The sequence below is a fragment of the Planotetraspora silvatica genome, assembly GCF_016863315.1.
Lineage (GTDB): Bacteria > Actinomycetota > Actinomycetes > Streptosporangiales > Streptosporangiaceae > Planotetraspora > Planotetraspora silvatica.
Map to the genome: position 1 here is coordinate 157,627 of NZ_BOOQ01000027.1, position 15,278 is coordinate 172,904.

At 68.9% G+C, this 15,278-nt stretch carries 16 protein-coding genes; 12 read left to right on the forward strand and 4 right to left on the reverse strand.

Annotation, left to right across the window (positions count from 1 at the left end; translation table 11 throughout):
- Nucleotides 1–95: 95 nt before the first annotated feature.
- The 3 genes from Psi02_RS21160 to erm all read left to right on the forward strand — a co-directional run bounded on the left by Psi02_RS21160 (nucleotide 96) and on the right by erm (nucleotide 2,531).
- The gene (locus tag Psi02_RS21160) at nucleotides 96–695 is read left to right on the forward strand and encodes a DinB family protein (RefSeq protein ID WP_239095042.1); all 600 of its coding nucleotides are present in this window, start codon (nucleotides 96–98) and stop codon (nucleotides 693–695) included.
- A gap of 151 nt (nucleotides 696–846) precedes the next feature.
- Nucleotides 847–1,467, forward strand: coding sequence for a GNAT family N-acetyltransferase (locus Psi02_RS21165; RefSeq protein WP_239095043.1), 621 nt, complete (start codon nucleotides 847–849; stop codon nucleotides 1,465–1,467).
- A gap of 281 nt (nucleotides 1,468–1,748) precedes the next feature.
- Nucleotides 1,749–2,531 (forward strand): 23S ribosomal RNA methyltransferase Erm, encoded by a 783-nt coding sequence (erm, locus tag Psi02_RS21170; protein ID WP_203976719.1) that lies wholly within the window; start codon nucleotides 1,749–1,751, stop codon nucleotides 2,529–2,531.
- 160 nt (nucleotides 2,532–2,691) lie between these two features.
- On the opposite strand, the gene Psi02_RS21175 is transcribed toward erm, so the two are convergent.
- On the reverse strand, nucleotides 2,692–3,522 hold the full coding sequence (locus Psi02_RS21175; RefSeq protein WP_203976721.1) for a hypothetical protein: 831 nt from the start codon (nucleotides 3,520–3,522) through the stop codon (nucleotides 2,692–2,694).
- 22 nt (nucleotides 3,523–3,544) lie between these two features.
- Nucleotides 3,545–3,784 carry a hypothetical protein gene (locus tag Psi02_RS21180; RefSeq protein ID WP_203976723.1) on the reverse strand — a complete coding sequence of 80 codons (240 nt, stop codon included), beginning with the start codon at nucleotides 3,782–3,784 and terminating at the stop codon, nucleotides 3,545–3,547.
- Between the two features lie 163 nt (nucleotides 3,785–3,947).
- Here Psi02_RS21180 and Psi02_RS21185 point away from each other — a divergent pair, with 163 nt between their 5' ends.
- Nucleotides 3,948–4,838 carry an LLM class flavin-dependent oxidoreductase gene (locus tag Psi02_RS21185; RefSeq protein ID WP_203976725.1) on the forward strand — a complete coding sequence of 297 codons (891 nt, stop codon included), beginning with the start codon at nucleotides 3,948–3,950 and terminating at the stop codon, nucleotides 4,836–4,838.
- Nucleotides 4,839–4,844: 6 nt separating this feature from the next.
- Here Psi02_RS21185 and Psi02_RS21190 read toward each other — a convergent pair whose 3' ends face one another.
- Complete coding sequence (locus tag Psi02_RS21190) at nucleotides 4,845–5,507, reverse strand: TMEM175 family protein (protein WP_203976727.1); 663 nt, start codon at nucleotides 5,505–5,507, stop codon at nucleotides 4,845–4,847.
- 351 nt (nucleotides 5,508–5,858) lie between these two features.
- Between Psi02_RS21190 and Psi02_RS21195 the strand changes: the two genes are divergently transcribed.
- From Psi02_RS21195 to Psi02_RS21220, 6 genes are all read left to right on the forward strand, one after another.
- On the forward strand, nucleotides 5,859–7,268 hold the full coding sequence (locus Psi02_RS21195) for a CBM96 family carbohydrate-binding protein (RefSeq protein WP_203976729.1): 1,410 nt from the start codon (nucleotides 5,859–5,861) through the stop codon (nucleotides 7,266–7,268).
- 74 nt (nucleotides 7,269–7,342) lie between these two features.
- Nucleotides 7,343–8,641 (forward strand): MFS transporter, encoded by a 1,299-nt coding sequence (locus Psi02_RS21200; protein WP_239095044.1) that lies wholly within the window; start codon nucleotides 7,343–7,345, stop codon nucleotides 8,639–8,641.
- A complete protein-coding gene (locus Psi02_RS21205; protein ID WP_203976731.1) occupies nucleotides 8,638–9,720 on the forward strand; it encodes a TolB-like translocation protein in 1,083 nt (360 codons plus the stop codon). Before Psi02_RS21200 ends, Psi02_RS21205 begins: the two co-directional genes overlap by 4 nt.
- A gap of 217 nt (nucleotides 9,721–9,937) precedes the next feature.
- Nucleotides 9,938–12,019 carry an acyltransferase family protein gene (locus Psi02_RS21210; protein WP_203976733.1) on the forward strand — a complete coding sequence of 694 codons (2,082 nt, stop codon included), beginning with the start codon at nucleotides 9,938–9,940 and terminating at the stop codon, nucleotides 12,017–12,019.
- 96 nt (nucleotides 12,020–12,115) lie between these two features.
- Entirely contained in the window at nucleotides 12,116–12,409 is a 294-nt protein-coding gene (locus Psi02_RS21215; RefSeq protein ID WP_203976735.1) for a hypothetical protein, read from the forward strand.
- A gap of 206 nt (nucleotides 12,410–12,615) precedes the next feature.
- The gene (locus Psi02_RS21220) at nucleotides 12,616–13,080 is read left to right on the forward strand and encodes a nuclear transport factor 2 family protein (RefSeq protein WP_203976737.1); all 465 of its coding nucleotides are present in this window, start codon (nucleotides 12,616–12,618) and stop codon (nucleotides 13,078–13,080) included.
- Nucleotides 13,081–13,088: 8 nt separating this feature from the next.
- Here Psi02_RS21220 and Psi02_RS21225 read toward each other — a convergent pair whose 3' ends face one another.
- On the reverse strand, nucleotides 13,089–13,907 hold the full coding sequence (locus Psi02_RS21225) for an MBL fold metallo-hydrolase (protein ID WP_203976739.1): 819 nt from the start codon (nucleotides 13,905–13,907) through the stop codon (nucleotides 13,089–13,091).
- A 198-nt stretch (nucleotides 13,908–14,105) separates the two neighbouring features.
- On the opposite strand from Psi02_RS21225, the gene Psi02_RS21230 reads away from it, so the two are divergent.
- Nucleotides 14,106–14,885 (forward strand): hypothetical protein, encoded by a 780-nt coding sequence (locus Psi02_RS21230; RefSeq protein WP_203976741.1) that lies wholly within the window; start codon nucleotides 14,106–14,108, stop codon nucleotides 14,883–14,885.
- A 146-nt stretch (nucleotides 14,886–15,031) separates the two neighbouring features.
- On the forward strand, nucleotides 15,032–15,238 hold the full coding sequence (locus tag Psi02_RS21235; protein WP_203976743.1) for a hypothetical protein: 207 nt from the start codon (nucleotides 15,032–15,034) through the stop codon (nucleotides 15,236–15,238).
- Nucleotides 15,239–15,278: the final 40 nt, after the last annotated feature.

Here is a 15,278-nt window from a genome sequence, read left to right on the forward strand (position 1 = left end):
CCGGCCGCGGCGTCGAGCAGGCGCGTCCGATTGCGTGCCGTGTCCGAGGAAAACCTGTTGCGGATCCCCGGCGGCTCGTCGTTAGTTTGGGGGGCATGTCGCATACGGCCCAGCCTGAGAACGACCCCGGAGCGGAGACCTCGGCAGAGGGAGAGCACGCCCGACGATTCGGATGGTGGGACATGTTCGTCCACCCTGATGACGACCAGCGGAGCGAGGGAGGGTTCCAGGGTGAGCGCGCCACGCTCGTCGGGTACCTGCGCGATCAGCGCCTGACGCTGGAGATGAAGTGCTCCGGCCTCGACGCCGCCGACCTGGCTCGCCGCTCGGTCGAGCCGTCCAACATGTCCCTGCTGGGGCTGGTGCGCCACATTGCTGGGGTTGAGCAGACCTGGTTCCGGATCAGGCTGGCGGGTCAGGACGGACCTCGGCACTATCGCACCGACGACGACCGCGATGGAGACTTCAACGGCGCCGTCCCCGACCCCGCCGTGGTCGCCGACGCGTGGGACACGTGGCGGGCCGAGGTCGCGTTCGCGGAGCGGTTCGTGGCCGAGGCGCCCGATCTCGACCTCGTCGGGAAGCGGGGCGACTGCCTGCGCGAGGTCCTGGTGCACATGATCGAGGAGTACGCGCGGCACAACGGCCATGCCGACTTTCTGCGCGAACGGATCGACGGGCGAGTGGGTCAGTAGCGTCCCGCTCAAGGATCCGAAACAAGGATCCGAAACAAGGATCCGAAACAAGGACCCATGAGGACCTCACCAGGACCGGCCGGGACCGGTATGAGGGCCGCCGCCTGGACACCGGCCCGGGCCACCCGGCTCGCTGCCTATCATGGCCAGCGTGATCTCTCCCCCTGTGACCGTGATCGACGAGATTTCGCTGCGTTTGGTCACGCTGGCCGACGCGGAAGCCCTGCGGCAGGCGTACCTGCGCAATCGCGAGCACCTGCTGCCCTGGGATCCGGACCGGGATGAGTACTTCTACACCCTCGACGGCCAGGCCGACCGGGTGCGCGGCCTGCTGGTGCAGCAGGACTCCGGCCGTGCGCTGCCGTGGGTCTTCGCCGACGGTGATCGGATCGTCGGCACCATGACCCTTTCGAACATCGTGCTGGGGCCGTTCCGCAGCGCGAGCCTCGGCTACTGGATCGACGCCGATTACAGCGGCCGCGGTCTCGCCACCAGGGGCGTCGAGTTCGTGTGCCGTACGGCCGACGAGCACCTCGGCCTTCACCGGATCGAAGCCAGCACTCTGATCGACAACGTCCGATCTCAACGGGTCCTCACCGCGTGCGGATTCCGGCTGATCGGCACCGCCCCCGACTACCTGCACATCAACGGGGCGTGGCGCGAGAATCGTCTTTTCCAGCGCATTCTCAACGAACGGGGCCCAGGCGACGTGCCGCGCCGACCCACGGTGAGCGTCAACGGAGCCGTGTCCCCGGATCTGTCCGAAGGCTGAACGGCTCGCATGGCGTGAGGAAGCTCGTGTTCGCGCCTCTTTCGGCGGTATCGCGCGGTATCGCGCGGCAGCGCCGCGCCGCGACAGTAATTGAATTGCGCCGTGCCGGGAGGGCCTTGCTAGCGTGCCGTACATGAACTGCCCGTTCTTCATCAGGATCCGCCGCTTCTAGCGGCGGGCTGATTCGCGTTCATCACCACAGCTCTGCCGCCTTCGGTGTCCTCGCCGGTGCGGCTCTTCGTGCTGCCCGGCACTATTCCGGGTCCACGCGGAGAGCATCCATGCATCACCCCTACCAGGGCGGGCGGCACGAACTCGGCCAGAATTTCCTGGTCGACCGCTCGGTCATCGCCGCCATCGAAGAACTGGTCGCCCTGACGACCGGCCCGATCGTCGAGATCGGCCCCGGCGACGGCGCACTGACGCTGCCGCTGAGCCGCTCCGGCAGGCCGATGACCGCCGTCGAAGTCGACCCCCTGCGCGCGTCGCGGCTCGTCCGCCGGACGCCTGAGAACGTCACCATCGTCAATGCGGACATCCTGAGATACCGGTTCCCCCGGCATCCACACGTGATCGTCGGAAATATCCCGTTCCATCTGACGACCGCCATCCTGCGGAGGATCCTGCCCGCAGGCCACTGGCGGACGGCGGTGCTGCTGGTGCAGTGGGAGGTCGCCCGCAGGCGAGCGGGAGTCGGCGGCGCCAGCATGCTGACGGCGGCCTGGTGGCCCTGGTACGAGTTCGGACCGCGCCGCCGGGTGCCCGCCCGGTCCTTCCGTCCGATGCCGTCGGTCGACGGCGGGCTGCTGACGATGACGCGCCGAGCCGTCCCTCTCATCGAGGAGCGCGGGCGGTATCAGGATTTCGTGCGCCAGGTCTTCACCGGGCGCGGGCGCGGGCTCGGCGAGATCCTCGGCGGGGTCGCATGCGACGACCACGCGGCCGTACGCGACTGGCTGAGACGGGAACGCGTGTCGCCGCACCTGCTGCCGAAGGACCTGACCGCCGAGCAGTGGGCCACGTTGTGGAACACGGCCGGCGGAGGTGGCCCGCACGACCGCTGATCGAGGCTCGTGTTCACCGGCGCCGTCCGGGCGGCCGGGAAAAGGGGAGGGGCCGCCCGCCGGACGAGGTGCCATGGTGCCACCTCGTCGCGCGGACGACCCCTCCTTGACCTTCTGCGATGCGCCGGGCCTGAAAGCGCCGGCCCGCCGGTCCTCGTGCCTAGAGGACCAGCCCGAGGCCGAGGCCGAGACCCAGGCGGAGCCGCAGCGCGAGGGCCAGCCGGACGTTGGCGTCGACGTCCGCCGTCAGCAGCGGGGCGTAGGTCGGCGCATACAGCGTGGTGGTCGTGACCGGCCGCGGCGTGTACAGGACCGACGTGGTGGTGTCGGTCGTGGCCGGCAGCGTCGTCACCGTGGTGGTGGTGTTGTTCGTGGCCGGCAGCGTCGTCACCGTGGTGTTGGTGGTGCTGTTCGTCGTGGCCGGCAGCGTCGTCACCGTGTTGGTGGTCGTGGCCGGCACGTTCTGCGTCTGCGCGACGCCGCCGCCGTCGTCGTTGTTCTGCTGCTGCTGCTGTTGCTGCTGGGAGGAGGCCGAACTGCTGGCCGCGGCGGCGGCCGAGCCCGAGTTGTTGGCGTTGTTGGTGTTGTAGACGACCGGCGGGTCGGTTGGTCCGGTCACCACGGTCGACGTGGTCGGGTCCAAGGTCTGGTCCGTGGTCGCGGTCGTGTCCGAATTCTGGGACGGCGTCAGGTTGACGTTGATGTCGTGCAGCATGTGCTGCCGCTCGCGCATGTTCAGGCGGCCGTGCTGCCGCTGCCTGTCGCGGTTGCGGTTGAAGTTGCGGTTACGGTTGCGATGCTCGACGTCCAAGGTCGAGTCGTCATCGTCGTCGTCGTCGGCGACGTGGCGAACCTGGCTCGAGACGCCGCTGATGGCTCCGGCGGAGGCGCCGGCGGAAGAGGCGGTGACGGCAGCGCCGAACACGAGGGCGCCGCCCGTGAGGGTGGCGGTGGTGGCGAGGACCGCGATGAGGCCATGAGCCTTGGGCATTTGGTTTCTCTCCTAGAAAGGATTACTGCCCTGCATTCTGATATTTTTCAGAATCGGCAAGAAGTGCATTTTCTGAAAAACCCTGCAGATCAACACTGCGTTGTCTTGTTTCCCGGCCATCCATGCCGCAAACGATCATCAGCGGCTTTTGCCATTCGGCTGCCACTTTATTGATGAAGCCACGCGAATCCCGTGTCGAGCCAGGCTGAATATCCCTCCTGTCGTATTTTGTGTTCGCGCTCGGACATGTCCGATGTGTCATGCAAATATCCTTGCGTCCCGACAACTGGAATTGGCAGCATAAATGCGTTAAGAAAGACAAAGGGGTTGTGCCGCTGGTTTCGGCTGATGAGCTGAAAAGGTGTCACCGGAGCGACGTCACGGGCCCGGGGAACAACCGGACGGCCCGGGAGGTTTTCGCGGGCATGGGTGACTATGGGCGGGATGTCGAATTCGGATACTTCCTCGTGCCGAACGCGGGGGATCCTCTGCTGCGGACCGCGCAGGCGGCCGACCGGCTCGGGCTCGACCTGATCGGCGTCCAGGACCATCCCTATCAACGGCGCTATGTCGACACGTGGACGCTCCTGAGCGTCATCGCGGCCGGCACCGAGCGCATCCGGGTCTTTCCCGATGTCGCGAACCTGCCCCTGCGGCCGCCGTCGGTCCTGGCCAAGTCCGCCGCGAGTCTGGACCTGCTCAGCGGCGGGCGGGTCGAACTGGGGCTCGGTGCGGGCGGCTTCTGGGACGCCATCGAGGCGTACGGCGGGCCGCGCCGTACGCCCAAGGAGGCCATCGACGCGCTGGAGGAGGCCGTCACGGTCATCCGCGGAGTGTGGAGCGGCGAGCCGACCCTGCGCTTCGAGGGTGCGCATTACCGGCTGAAGGGCGCGAAGCCGGGCCCGGCGCCTGTGCATCCGATCGAGATCTGGCTCGGTGTACGCGGGCCGAGGGCTCTCGCTCTCACCGGCAGGCTGGCGGACGGCTGGCTTCCCTCGAGCGGGTGGGCTCCGCCGGAGTCGCTGCCCGAGTTCAACGCCCGCATCGACGACGCCGCGGCGGCGGCCGGGCGTGAGCCCAGGGAGATCCGGAGGCTCTACAACGTCAACGGCACGATCACCGACGGCTCGTCGTCGGGCTTCCTCAACGGCCCCGCCGACCAGTGGGCCGACGAGCTGACCGATGTCGCGGTCGGTTATGGGATGGACACGTTCGTCTTCTGGGGCGAGGGGGACCAGGAGACCCAGCTTCGCCGGTTCGCCGAGGAGGTCGTGCCCGCCGTACGGGAACGGGTCGCCCAGGAGCGCGCGGGCTGACCGGCGTCAGGCGGTCACGAAGCGGCGTCCCGCCCGGTTCCCGCCGAGGATGATGAGGGGCGTCAGCAGCCAGAGGTACGGCACGCCGTCCGCCACCCAGCTCAGGGCGGCCGTGATCAGCCAGAAGACCCCGACCACGAACAACATGATCGCTGTGACACGCAGGTGGTGGGTGTCGGTGCCCGGCCTGGCGACCCCGCCGCGTACGACGGAGAGGTTCAGGCCGGCCTGGCAGAACAGCAGGCCGGCCTCCGCGCCGGCGAACAGGGTCACCGACAGCGGGTTCAGCGAGGACTCGCCGATCAGGGCCGTCGGGTACGGCAGCAGCACGACGAGGATCAGCAACGGGATGTGGATGCGCAGCATCCCCGGACTCACCCTGGTGATCTGGTCGAACAGCCGATGATGCTGACGCCAGGTCGCCCACAACACCATGAACGCGATGAAGAACGCCAGGAAGATGCCGGCGTTCTCGTCGAGGAAGTGCCAGAGCTCGCGGGCCATCGCCATGCGGTCGGTGCCGTCCCCACGGGAGTGACGTTCCGGGCGTGGGATCTCGATGACGAGCAGGGTCATGGCGATGGCGAAGACCGCGTCGGTGAACATGCCCACCCGCTCATGGGTCAGCCCCGGTGCGGTGGTCACGTCAGACGATTCGGTGTCGGTCATCGGGCTCCTCGGGCACGAGAACGGCTTTCGCGGCGAACGGGAGGATAACCCCAAATGCCGGAATTCGTGGGCGGACCGTCCCGGGAAGAACACAGCCGCACACGGTGTGACGCCGGCCGCGCGTCAGAAGAGGAGCTCGCGAGGGTCCTTCGCTCGATCCCGGAGAAGACGATCGTTTGTCATCCTGCCGGCGGAGTGACGGCCGGGTCACAGCGAACATTCAGGTGATCTTCAGCCGTTCACCAGGTGGCCACCGGGTAACCCATCGGCCGTCATCGCGCTGTCGGGACGCCTCTTTACCGTCCGAAAAGCCCCCAGTAACCACAAGTCAATAATGGGAGGGCCTGGACGATGTTGAGGCGCAAGGCCGCGATCGCGACATTTCTTGCGGCCGCCAGCGTGGCAGCCGGCACCGTGGTCGCGGTGCTGGGCGACGCCACAGTCGCGTCGGCGGCGACCGCCACCTTCACCCCGGTGGCGGACACCTATGTCGACAACTCCGTGACCACCACCAACTACGGCACATCGGCTCAGCTCGGCGTGGACAACTCGCCTGTCAAGCGGATGTTCCTCAGGTTCACCGTGTCCGGCGTGTCCGGAACGGTCACCGGGGCCAAGCTGCGGGTCCACACCGACGACGTCTCGGGCGCGGAGAGCCCCAGCGGCGGCACCTACAAGGCGATGAGCAACACCACCTGGTCGGAGACCGGGGTGACCTGGGCCAGCCAGCCCGCCATCGACGGCGCGACCCTCGGCTCGGTCGGCTCGGTCGTGCGCAACACCTGGTACGAGGTCGACGTGACCTCCTACGTCCAGGGCAACGGCACGTTCAGCATCGGCGTCACGTCGTCGAGCAGCGACGGCGCCGACTTCGACTCACGCGAGTCGGGGTCCACCGCTCCGCAGTTGGTCATCACGACCGGCACCACCTCGACCCCCACACCCACCCCGACCCCGACTTCCGGGGACCCCGTGCTGGTCGGCGCGGGCGACATCGCGAACTCCGGATCCGGCGACACCGCGACCGCCGCCCTGCTCGACGGCATCCCCGGCACCGTGTTCACCGCGGGCGACGACGCCTATGACAACGGGTCCACCGCGGACTTCAACAACTACTACGCGCCCACCTGGGGCCGGCACAAGGCGCGCACGCGCCCGGTGGCCGGCAACCACGAGTACAACACCTCGGGCGCCTCGGGCTACTTCGGCTACTTCGGGTCGTCCGCGGGTGAGCCCGGCAAGGGCTACTACTCCTACAACCTCGGCAACTGGCACATCGTGGCGCTGAACTCCAACTGCTCCTCGATCGGCGGCTGCAACGCCGGTTCGGCGCAGGAGCAGTGGCTGCGCTCCGATCTCGCGGCCAACACCCGGCCGTGCACCCTCGCGATCTGGCACCACCCGCGCTTCACCTCGGGCTCCAATCACGCGCCGACGACCTCCGTCGGCCCGCTGGTGCAGGCGCTGTACGACAACAACGCCGAGGTGGTCGTCACCGGGCACAATCACCAGTACGAGCGGTTCGCCCCGATGAACCCGAGCGGGCAGCTCGACAACACGCGCGGCATCAGGCACTTCGTCGTGGGCACGGGCGGCGCCGGAATGTACAACTTCGGCACGATCCAGCCCAACAGCGAAGTCCGTAACAACAACACCTTCGGCGTGCTGAAGTTCACCCTGCACTCCAACAGCTACACCTGGCAGTTCGTGCCTCAGTCGGGCAAGACCTTCACCGACGGCGGCACCAACTCCTGCCACTGATCCCGGCCGTACGGCGCCGCGCCCGGCGTGCCCCTCGCACACCGGGCGCGGCATCCCCACCCTCACTCGGGAAGGTGTGCACGCCCGTGTACCTGTCCACGATCGGCCGGCGGAGGACGCGTACCGGCGACGGCCAGGCCGGTCGGCGCCGCTGGACGGCGATCGGCGCCAACGTGTTCGCTCTCGGCACCGTCAGCCTCGTCACCGACATCTCCTCGGAGATGGTCACCGCGATCCTGCCCGTCTACCTCGTCGTCGGGCTGCAGTTCAGCCCCGCGGCCTACGGCGTCATCGACGGCGCCTACACGGGGGCCACGGTGTTGTTGCGGCTCGTCGGCGGATATCTGGCCGACCGGGTGCGGCGGCGCAAGGCCGTCGCCGGCCTCGGCTACGGCCTTTCCGCGATCGCGAAGCTCGGGCTGCTCGCGGCGGGCGGATCGGTCACCGCGATCGGCCTGGTGATCGCCGCCGATCGGGCGGGCAAGGGCCTGCGCACCGCTCCGCGTGACGCCCTGATCACCCTGTCCGCCCCGCCGGACCAGTTGGGCAGGGCCTTCGGGGTGCACCGGACGATGGACAGCGTGGGCGCGTTCCTCGGCCCACTGGTCGCCCTGGCCGTGCTCGCCCTGGCCGGGCAGCAGTACGACGCCGTGTTCGTCACGAGTTTCTGCGTCGCCGCGTTCGCCGTGGTGATCCTGGCGCTGTTCGTCCGGGACCAGACAGGGCCGGCCACCGCACGGGAGCCGTCCCAGGGAGCGGTGTCGGCGCGTCAGGCCGCCGGTCTGCTGCGCATCCCCGGCGTGCGCAGACTCCTCGCCGCGGCGTGCCTGCTCGGCCTGGCCACGGTGGGGGACGGTTTCGTCTACCTCCTGCTCCAGCGAAGGGAGGACCTGTCGCTCGGCTGGTTCCCGCTGCTCGCCGTGGGGACGAGCCTGGCGTACCTGCTGCTCGCCGCACCGCTCGGCGTCCTGGCCGACCGCGTGGGCCGGCTTCCCGTGACGCTCTGCGGCTACGGCGCGCTGATTCTGGTGTACCTGGCACTGCTCGGGCCGGTCGGCGGGCCCGTGCTCGTCATCGTCGTGCTCGGGCTCTACGGACTCTTTTACGCCGCGACCGACGGCATCCTGATGGCGCTTGCGGCGCCTCTCCTGCCAGAGCGGCTGCGCACGACAGGGCTCGCACTCGTGCAGACCGGCCAGGCCGTGGCCTACCTGGGGTCGTCCGTCCTGTTCGGTGTCGCGTGGCAGTTGTGGGGGACCGGCGCCGCGATCCTGCTCGCCGTACTGGCCGGGGGGATCGCGATCACGGCGACGGCGGTGCTGCTGTCCGGACAGGAGCGGCGGCAGAGCGGAACGAAGGAGGCGACGTCATGAGCGACGTCATGAATGACCCGAGCGGGTCCGGCGGTTCCGGGCGGTCTGGCGACGCCGGGCCGTCCGGCGGTTCCGGCATGTCCGGCTCCGGCGGCCTGAGCCTGCGGGCGAGGGCGTCCGTCACGTTCGCCGCGGCCGTCCTGCTGGCGGTGGTGGTGGTCGTCTACATCCTCCGGGCCCCGACCGGCTCACCGGGGATCGCGGAACCGAGTGCCGCGGGCACGATCAGCGCCGACGGCCCCAGGCTCCGGATGCTCGACAACGGCATGGTGGCCGCCGTCTCACTCGGCGACCCGAGCGGACCCCGGATCGTCACCTCACAGCGCTGCGACCGCGCCTACGCGGCCGCCGGCACGGTGGCCTGTCTCCGGCCGGCGAGCGCCCTCGGAGCCACCCGGCTCTCCGTGCTCGACGACGGCATGCGGGAGCGTCGGTCGATCCGGCTGACCGGCTTCCCCAACCGCCTGCGCGTGTCCGACAGCGGACGGATGATCGCCTGGACGTTGTTCGTCAGCGGTGACTCCTACGCGGGCGGAGAGTTCTCCACGCGGGCCGGCATCCTCGACACCCGCACCGGCCGGTTGGCCTCCTCCGTGGAGGAGTTCGCGGCCGTCGTCGACGGCCGGCCGTACCGGGCGGCGGACGTCAACGTGTGGGGCATCACCTTCAGCCACGACGACAACCGGTTCTACGCCACGATGGCGACCGCCGGCCACCGTTATCTGGTCGAGGGCGACTTCGCGGCGAAGACGCTGAAGACCCTGGCCGACGGTGTCGAGTGCCCCTCTCTGTCGCCGGACGGCACCCGCGTCGCGTTCAAGGCGGCCGTCGGCGGCGACCCCGCCCGAGGATGGCGGCTGTCGGTGCTCGACCTGGCGTCCAGGAAGGTCGTCGCGACGGCGGAGAACCGCAGCGTGGACGACCAGGCCATCTGGCTCGACGAACGCACCGTCGCCTACGGGCTGCAGCGCGGCGACGGCGTGAACGACGTGTGGGCCGTCCCCGCCGACGCGAGCGGCAGTCCTCGTCTGCTGGTCCCCGGAGCCAACTCCCCTTCGATCGATCTTCCCGGAGCGTGAGCGACGCCAGTCCATGCGATCACACGCCGTCTGAGCGCTATGCTGCCGCTCGGCATTCGTTTGGGCGTGTATGTGGCAATAGGTCGGGCTTGGACCGCTCCTACCTCGATGTGAACAGGTGATTGCACTGAGTGCACCGGATGTGGCGCCGGGTCGTGCGCCCGACTTCGGAGGCCCGGCGGTTCCACCGGGCAACGTCCTCGTGGACAGGCCGGCCATGACATCCACCGGTGGGCCGGCGGGGCACTCGGCCGAAGGGGAAACGCGGTCGAGCCGTTTCCGCGGCGACATCGAGGGTCTCCGTGCGGTCGCCGTCGGGCTGGTGCTGCTGTATCACGCGGGTCTGCCGTTCATCCACGGCGGCTTCGTCGGGGTCGACGTCTTCTTCGTCATCTCGGGATTCCTGATCACCACCCAGCTCCTGTCGGAGATGGACCGGACGGGTACCGTCTCGCTCGTACGGTTCTACGCCCGGCGGGCCAAGCGACTGCTGCCCGCGGCGGGCGTGGTCCTGGTGGCCACCGCCCTGCTGACGTGGTTGTTCATCCCGGACACACGGTGGAAGGAGATCGGCGGCGACATCGCCGGTTCGGCCCTGTACGTGGTGAACTGGCGTCTGGCGGCACGCTCGGTGGACTACCTGGCGGAGGACTCCCAGCCGTCTCCCGTTCAGCACTTCTGGTCGCTGGCGGTGGAGGAGCAGTACTACCTGGTGTGGCCGTTGCTGATCCTCCTCGCGATCCTCGCGGCGAAGATGATCAAGAATCGGACACGGCCCGCGTTGTGGACCGGACTGCTCCTGGTGATTGTCCCGTCCTTCGCCTGGTCGCTGATCGAGACGGCGCAGTCCCCGGCGAGCGCGTTCTTCGTGACGACCACGCGGATGTGGGAGTTGGGCGTGGGCGCGGCCGTGGCTCTCGCCGCGGGGGCCTGCGCACGCCTGCCCCGGATGGCGGCCCTCGTCATCGGATGGGCGGGGCTGGCCGCGATCGCGGTGTCGGGGTTGTTCTACACCGAGAACATCGCGTGGCCGGGATACGCCGCCGCGTTGCCGGTGATCGGCGCCGCCTCGGTCATCGCGGCCGGGTTCGCGGTCACCAGGGGCGGGCCCGCGTCGCTGCTCGGTGTGAGACCGATGCGGTGGATCGGCGGCCTGTCGTACTCGTTGTACCTGTGGCACTGGCCGCTGATCGTGGTCGCGACCGTCTACTTCGACGGACTGTCGACGTACAAGGGTCTTGCCGTGGTGGCCGTGTCGATTGTGCCGGCGTGGCTGACCTACCGCACGGTTGAAAGCGGCTTCCGGCATTCCGCGGCGATCTCGCGCTCCGCGCGGCTCGCCCTGAGCCTCGGGGCCAACTTCACCCTCATCGGCGTCGCCGCGGGGATCGTCCTGGTGCTCGCCGTCCCGGCGGTCGGAGGGCCCGGCGCGAAGACCGCGCTGGGTGCCGCGGTGCTGCGTGACGACCCGCGCGGGGATCCCGCCGGGGCCGTCGTGGACCACGTCGACTGGATGACTCCGCTTCCGACGGAGGCCACGAAGGACATCGACCTGACGTTTCGCGACAATTGTCTTCAGGGTGAGGGGAAGACCGCGGTCGTGACGTGTCGTTACGGCGACCCGAAGGGGCCGATCACCGTGGCGGTCGTCGGTGATTCCAAGGTGGCCCAATGGACGTCCGCCCTGGAACCGCTCGCCAAGCAGAACGGCTGGCGGATGGTGACCTACCTCAAGTCCGCGTGCAGCTTCTCCATGGCCGTCATCGAGACCGAAGGGCAGACCTGCCGTGCCTGGGGGGCCAACGTCCTCAAGCGGCTTCAGGCCGACCCGCCGGACTGGGTGGTCACCTCACAGTCCGACACCCAGGGACGCGACGCCGCCGGAAAGTTCACCGAGCAGGCCATGGTCGTCGGGCTCCGGGACATGTGGGGCCGTCTGCGGGCCATGGGCTCCAAGGTCATGGTCATCGCCAACAATCCCCATCCCGGGAAGAACGTCTACGAGTGCGTGGCCAAGAACCCCGACAAGCTGTCCGCCTGCTCGTTCGATCGCAAGGAGTACGACAGCAGTTCGGCCGTCACGCAGCACACCGCGGCCAAGGGCATGAAGGGCGTCGAGGTCGTCGATCTCTTCGACGCCATCTGCCCGACCGAGCGCTGCCCCGCCGTGATCGGCAACGTGCTCATCTACCGCCAGGGTTCGCATCTCACCGACACCTACATCAGATCGATGACCCCACGGCTCGCCAAAGCCCTGACCAAGGCCCATCTGCGCGCCACCTACAAGAAGGAGGGGTGACGCGCCCAGGGGGCCGTGTCACGTGCTCCCGAAAGCCCATGAACGATGGCCCGGAGGGCCATTGCACGGGGTGATCGGCGGGGGTAGCTTCCAGCCATGGACGTCATCCATCAGGAACGTGTGGCGTGGGAAGGCGCGCGCGCCTTCGTGGCCGCGTCCGGCGCCGACGCCTATTGGTGGCTCAGCGAGATGATCGAGCGGAACCTCGGCCGCACCTATCAGGCGTGCCTGGCCGCGACGCGGACGCGCCTGCAGCGGGAAGAGGCGTCGCTGGCCGAGATCGGTGCGTGGCGGGTGCGTCTGGAGGACCTGCTCCGGGTCCGTCCCGACGTCCAGCCTGCCCTGCTCGAGCTGGTCACCGAGACCTCCGCCCGGCTGGGCCGCTACTGAGCCGCCGCTGAGCCGTCCCTGGGCGAGCGGTGGGCGGGCGTGAGCCATCCCTTGAGCGAATACTTGCGGGCCCCTGGGGAGCGACGGCCGGGTCCCGCGGCCGCCGGAGGATACGTTGGCCGGTGAGCGGGCGTTTTGTCCGTGAGTCGGCCCCGGTGCGGCCCTGTGCGACGCGGGCGGTCTTCCGAGCGAACCAAGGAGCACGCATGACTCGCCCTCCGGTCCCTCCCTTCACCCACCAGACGGCCGTCGAGAAGGTCCGGCTGGCGGAGGACGCCTGGAACTCGCGTGATCCGGAGAAGGTGTCGCTCGGCTACACGACCGACAGCCGCTGGAGGAACCGTTCGGAGTTCCTCACCGGCAGGGACGAGATCGTCGCGTTCCTGAGCCGCAAGTGGGCGCGAGAGCTCGACTACCGGCTGATCAAGGAGTTGTGGGCCTTTGACGGCAATCGCATCGCCGTGCGGTTCGCCTACGAGTGCCACGACGAGGCGGGCAACTGGTTCCGCTCCTACGGCAACGAGAACTGGGAGTTCGGCGAGCAGGGCCTCATGCGCGTACGGCTGGCCAGCATCAACGACCTGCCCATCAAGGAGTCCGAGCGCGCCTACCACTGGCCCCTCGGCCGCCGGCCCGACGACCACCCCGGGCTCGGCGACCTGGGATTTTGAACCACGGGTCACGCGGGCGGCGTGTCGTCCAGGGCGAAGTCCAGGTAGCGCGCCGCGGAGCGGCGGACGGCCTCCGACCCGTCGGTGCGCACCACGTGCTTCCACCAGGCTCCGTAGACCTGGTCGAACGGGTACCGCTCCAGCAGTGACAGGGCACGGCGCACGGTGCGGGGCCGCTCCGGGATGAGGTTCGGATAGCTGTACATGAAGCCGACCCAGCGGCGGTCCTTGACGACCTGCAGGATGTCGCCGGAGAACAGGGCGCCGGCGCTGTCCGGCGCGTCCCGCCAGTGCAGCACCTGGCCGCCCGCGAAGTGGACCCCGGCGTTGACCAGGGTGAGACCGTCGCCGATCTCATGGGTGTCGCCCTCCCAGAAGACGACCGAGTCGTCGGGACGCGCCACCCACTCGCGGTCCAGCGCGTGGATGTAGACGGGTGCGTCGAACGCGTGCGCCCAGTCGACCATGGTGCCGTAGTAGTGCGGGTGGCTGATCGCGATCGCGCTGATCCCGCCGAGATCGCGCACCTGCCTGATGACGTCGTCGTCGAGGTAGGTGACCATGTCCCACAACACGTTTCCCGCGGGCGTCCGGACGAGCAGCGCCCGCTGGCCGATCCCGGTGGCCGGCGCCGTCCCGACGCCGACGACGCCCGGGCCCTCCTCCTCGATCAAGGCCCGATGCCCCGCCCGGCGCAACGCGTCGAGTGAGGTCCACCGCTGGCCGTCCCAGCCGACGTACTGCCGCTCGTCCTGGCAGATCGGGCAGTCCTCGCGGCTGCCGGCGTACTGGACGCCACAGGTCAGGCAGATGGGCAGGTCGTTCATCCGCGCTCCCTCCTCGTGGTGACGTTGAGTGACCGCCGAGTCCTTCGCGATCTTCGTTCGGATCTTTCCGGGCCACGGCGAATTAGGTCAAATCGGGCTTAGTCATATCATTACGCATATAACGTTGCGTGCCTGAATTGTTACGGGGTGTAATCGCATGGGCGATGAGCCAGACCTACCTGGCTCGAAGGAGACACTATGACGTTCACGACGATGAACCCCACGTCCATGGCCATGCCGCTGAGCTTCGGCTCTCAGCAGCAGCTCTCTCCTCAGCACCTCGGTCAGATGTCCCCGGCATCCTCTCTCCACGCGCCGAACATGCAGGCGCTTCAGCAGCTCCAGGTGCTGCAGCAGGCTCAGGCCCTGCAGCAGGCTCAGGCTCAGGTCCAGGCCTTGCAGCAGGCTCAGGCTCAGGTCCAGGCCCTGCAGCAGGCGCAGGCGCTGCAGCAGATGTCGCCGCTCGGGGCAGTGGTGCAGCAGGATGAGCAGATCCTGCCGCAGGAGCACGTGCTGAGCCCGGTCACCTTCTGGAACAAGGTCGCTCACATCGGTGCCCGGCATGGCGCCGCCGTCGTCAGGCAGATCCTCGACGGCATCCAGCTCCAGCAGGTGGCCTCTCAGCAGGTCGCCTTCCAGCAGCTCGGCCAGGTGTCGCCACTCCAGCAGCTGGCCCAGCACCAGTTGGCTCAGCACCAGATGGCCAACCAGATGGCTCAGCAGCTGCCGCAGCCGCTGCAGCAGGTGGCCATGGCGTTCGGCCAACCCCAGCACTTCCCGCAGCAGCCGGGTCAGGCCGCACTGCACCAGCTGCAGCAGCAGGTGCCGGCGGCGTTCGGTCAGGCGCTGCAGCAGCAGCCCATGGGGTACGGCCAGGCCGTACATCACCTGCAGCAGCAGATGCCCATGGCGTTCGGCCAGGCCGGGCAGCAGGTGTCCCACCAGCAGGTTCCGGTGGCCGCCGGCTCCGGGTTCTGAGCGGAGGACGCGAGGTGGACTCGATCGGTGGGGGACCGCTGGGTCCCGGTGCCGGCTCGGGTGGCATCGGTGCGGTCCCGGGCCCGGCGATGTCGCCGGGCCCGGGACGGCCCGGACCATCCGGCCTGCTGCAGGTGCATTGCGCCATGAGCCTGCAGCAGCTCTACGGCTGGCTGCAGGCGACCGTCCCGCAGGCGCCGCAGGTCGCCGGGATCGTCCCTCTGGTGGTGCGGGCGGTGCAGCTCTACCGGGCCGGGCAGCACGAGGCGTGCGTGGCGCAGATCCAGTCGGTGCTCGACAGCATCACCACGGGTCACTGGTCCGCAGCCCCGGTGACCCGGCCGATCGCCTGACCCGGTCGAGCCCGTGAGGGTGCGGCCAGTGAGACCAGCC

Coding starts and splice junctions, on each gene's coding strand:
- Psi02_RS21160 (WP_239095042.1), top strand. CDS start 96: ATGTCGCATACGGCCCAGCCTGAGAACGACCCCGGAGCGGAGACCTCG.
- erm (WP_203976719.1), top strand. CDS start 1,749: ATGCATCACCCCTACCAGGGCGGGCGGCACGAACTCGGCCAGAATTTC.
- Psi02_RS21175 (WP_203976721.1), bottom strand. CDS start 3,522: ATGCCCAAGGCTCATGGCCTCATCGCGGTCCTCGCCACCACCGCCACC.
- Psi02_RS21180 (WP_203976723.1), bottom strand. CDS start 3,784: ATGACACATCGGACATGTCCGAGCGCGAACACAAAATACGACAGGAGG.
- Psi02_RS21185 (WP_203976725.1), top strand. CDS start 3,948: ATGGGTGACTATGGGCGGGATGTCGAATTCGGATACTTCCTCGTGCCG.
- Psi02_RS21190 (WP_203976727.1), bottom strand. CDS start 5,507: ATGACCGACACCGAATCGTCTGACGTGACCACCGCACCGGGGCTGACC.
- Psi02_RS21195 (WP_203976729.1), top strand. CDS start 5,859: ATGTTGAGGCGCAAGGCCGCGATCGCGACATTTCTTGCGGCCGCCAGC.
- Psi02_RS21205 (WP_203976731.1), top strand. CDS start 8,638: ATGAGCGACGTCATGAATGACCCGAGCGGGTCCGGCGGTTCCGGGCGG.
- Psi02_RS21210 (WP_203976733.1), top strand. CDS start 9,938: ATGACATCCACCGGTGGGCCGGCGGGGCACTCGGCCGAAGGGGAAACG.
- Psi02_RS21215 (WP_203976735.1), top strand. CDS start 12,116: ATGGACGTCATCCATCAGGAACGTGTGGCGTGGGAAGGCGCGCGCGCC.
- Psi02_RS21220 (WP_203976737.1), top strand. CDS start 12,616: ATGACTCGCCCTCCGGTCCCTCCCTTCACCCACCAGACGGCCGTCGAG.
- Psi02_RS21225 (WP_203976739.1), bottom strand. CDS start 13,907: ATGAACGACCTGCCCATCTGCCTGACCTGTGGCGTCCAGTACGCCGGC.
- Psi02_RS21230 (WP_203976741.1), top strand. CDS start 14,106: ATGACGTTCACGACGATGAACCCCACGTCCATGGCCATGCCGCTGAGC.
- Psi02_RS21235 (WP_203976743.1), top strand. CDS start 15,032: ATGAGCCTGCAGCAGCTCTACGGCTGGCTGCAGGCGACCGTCCCGCAG.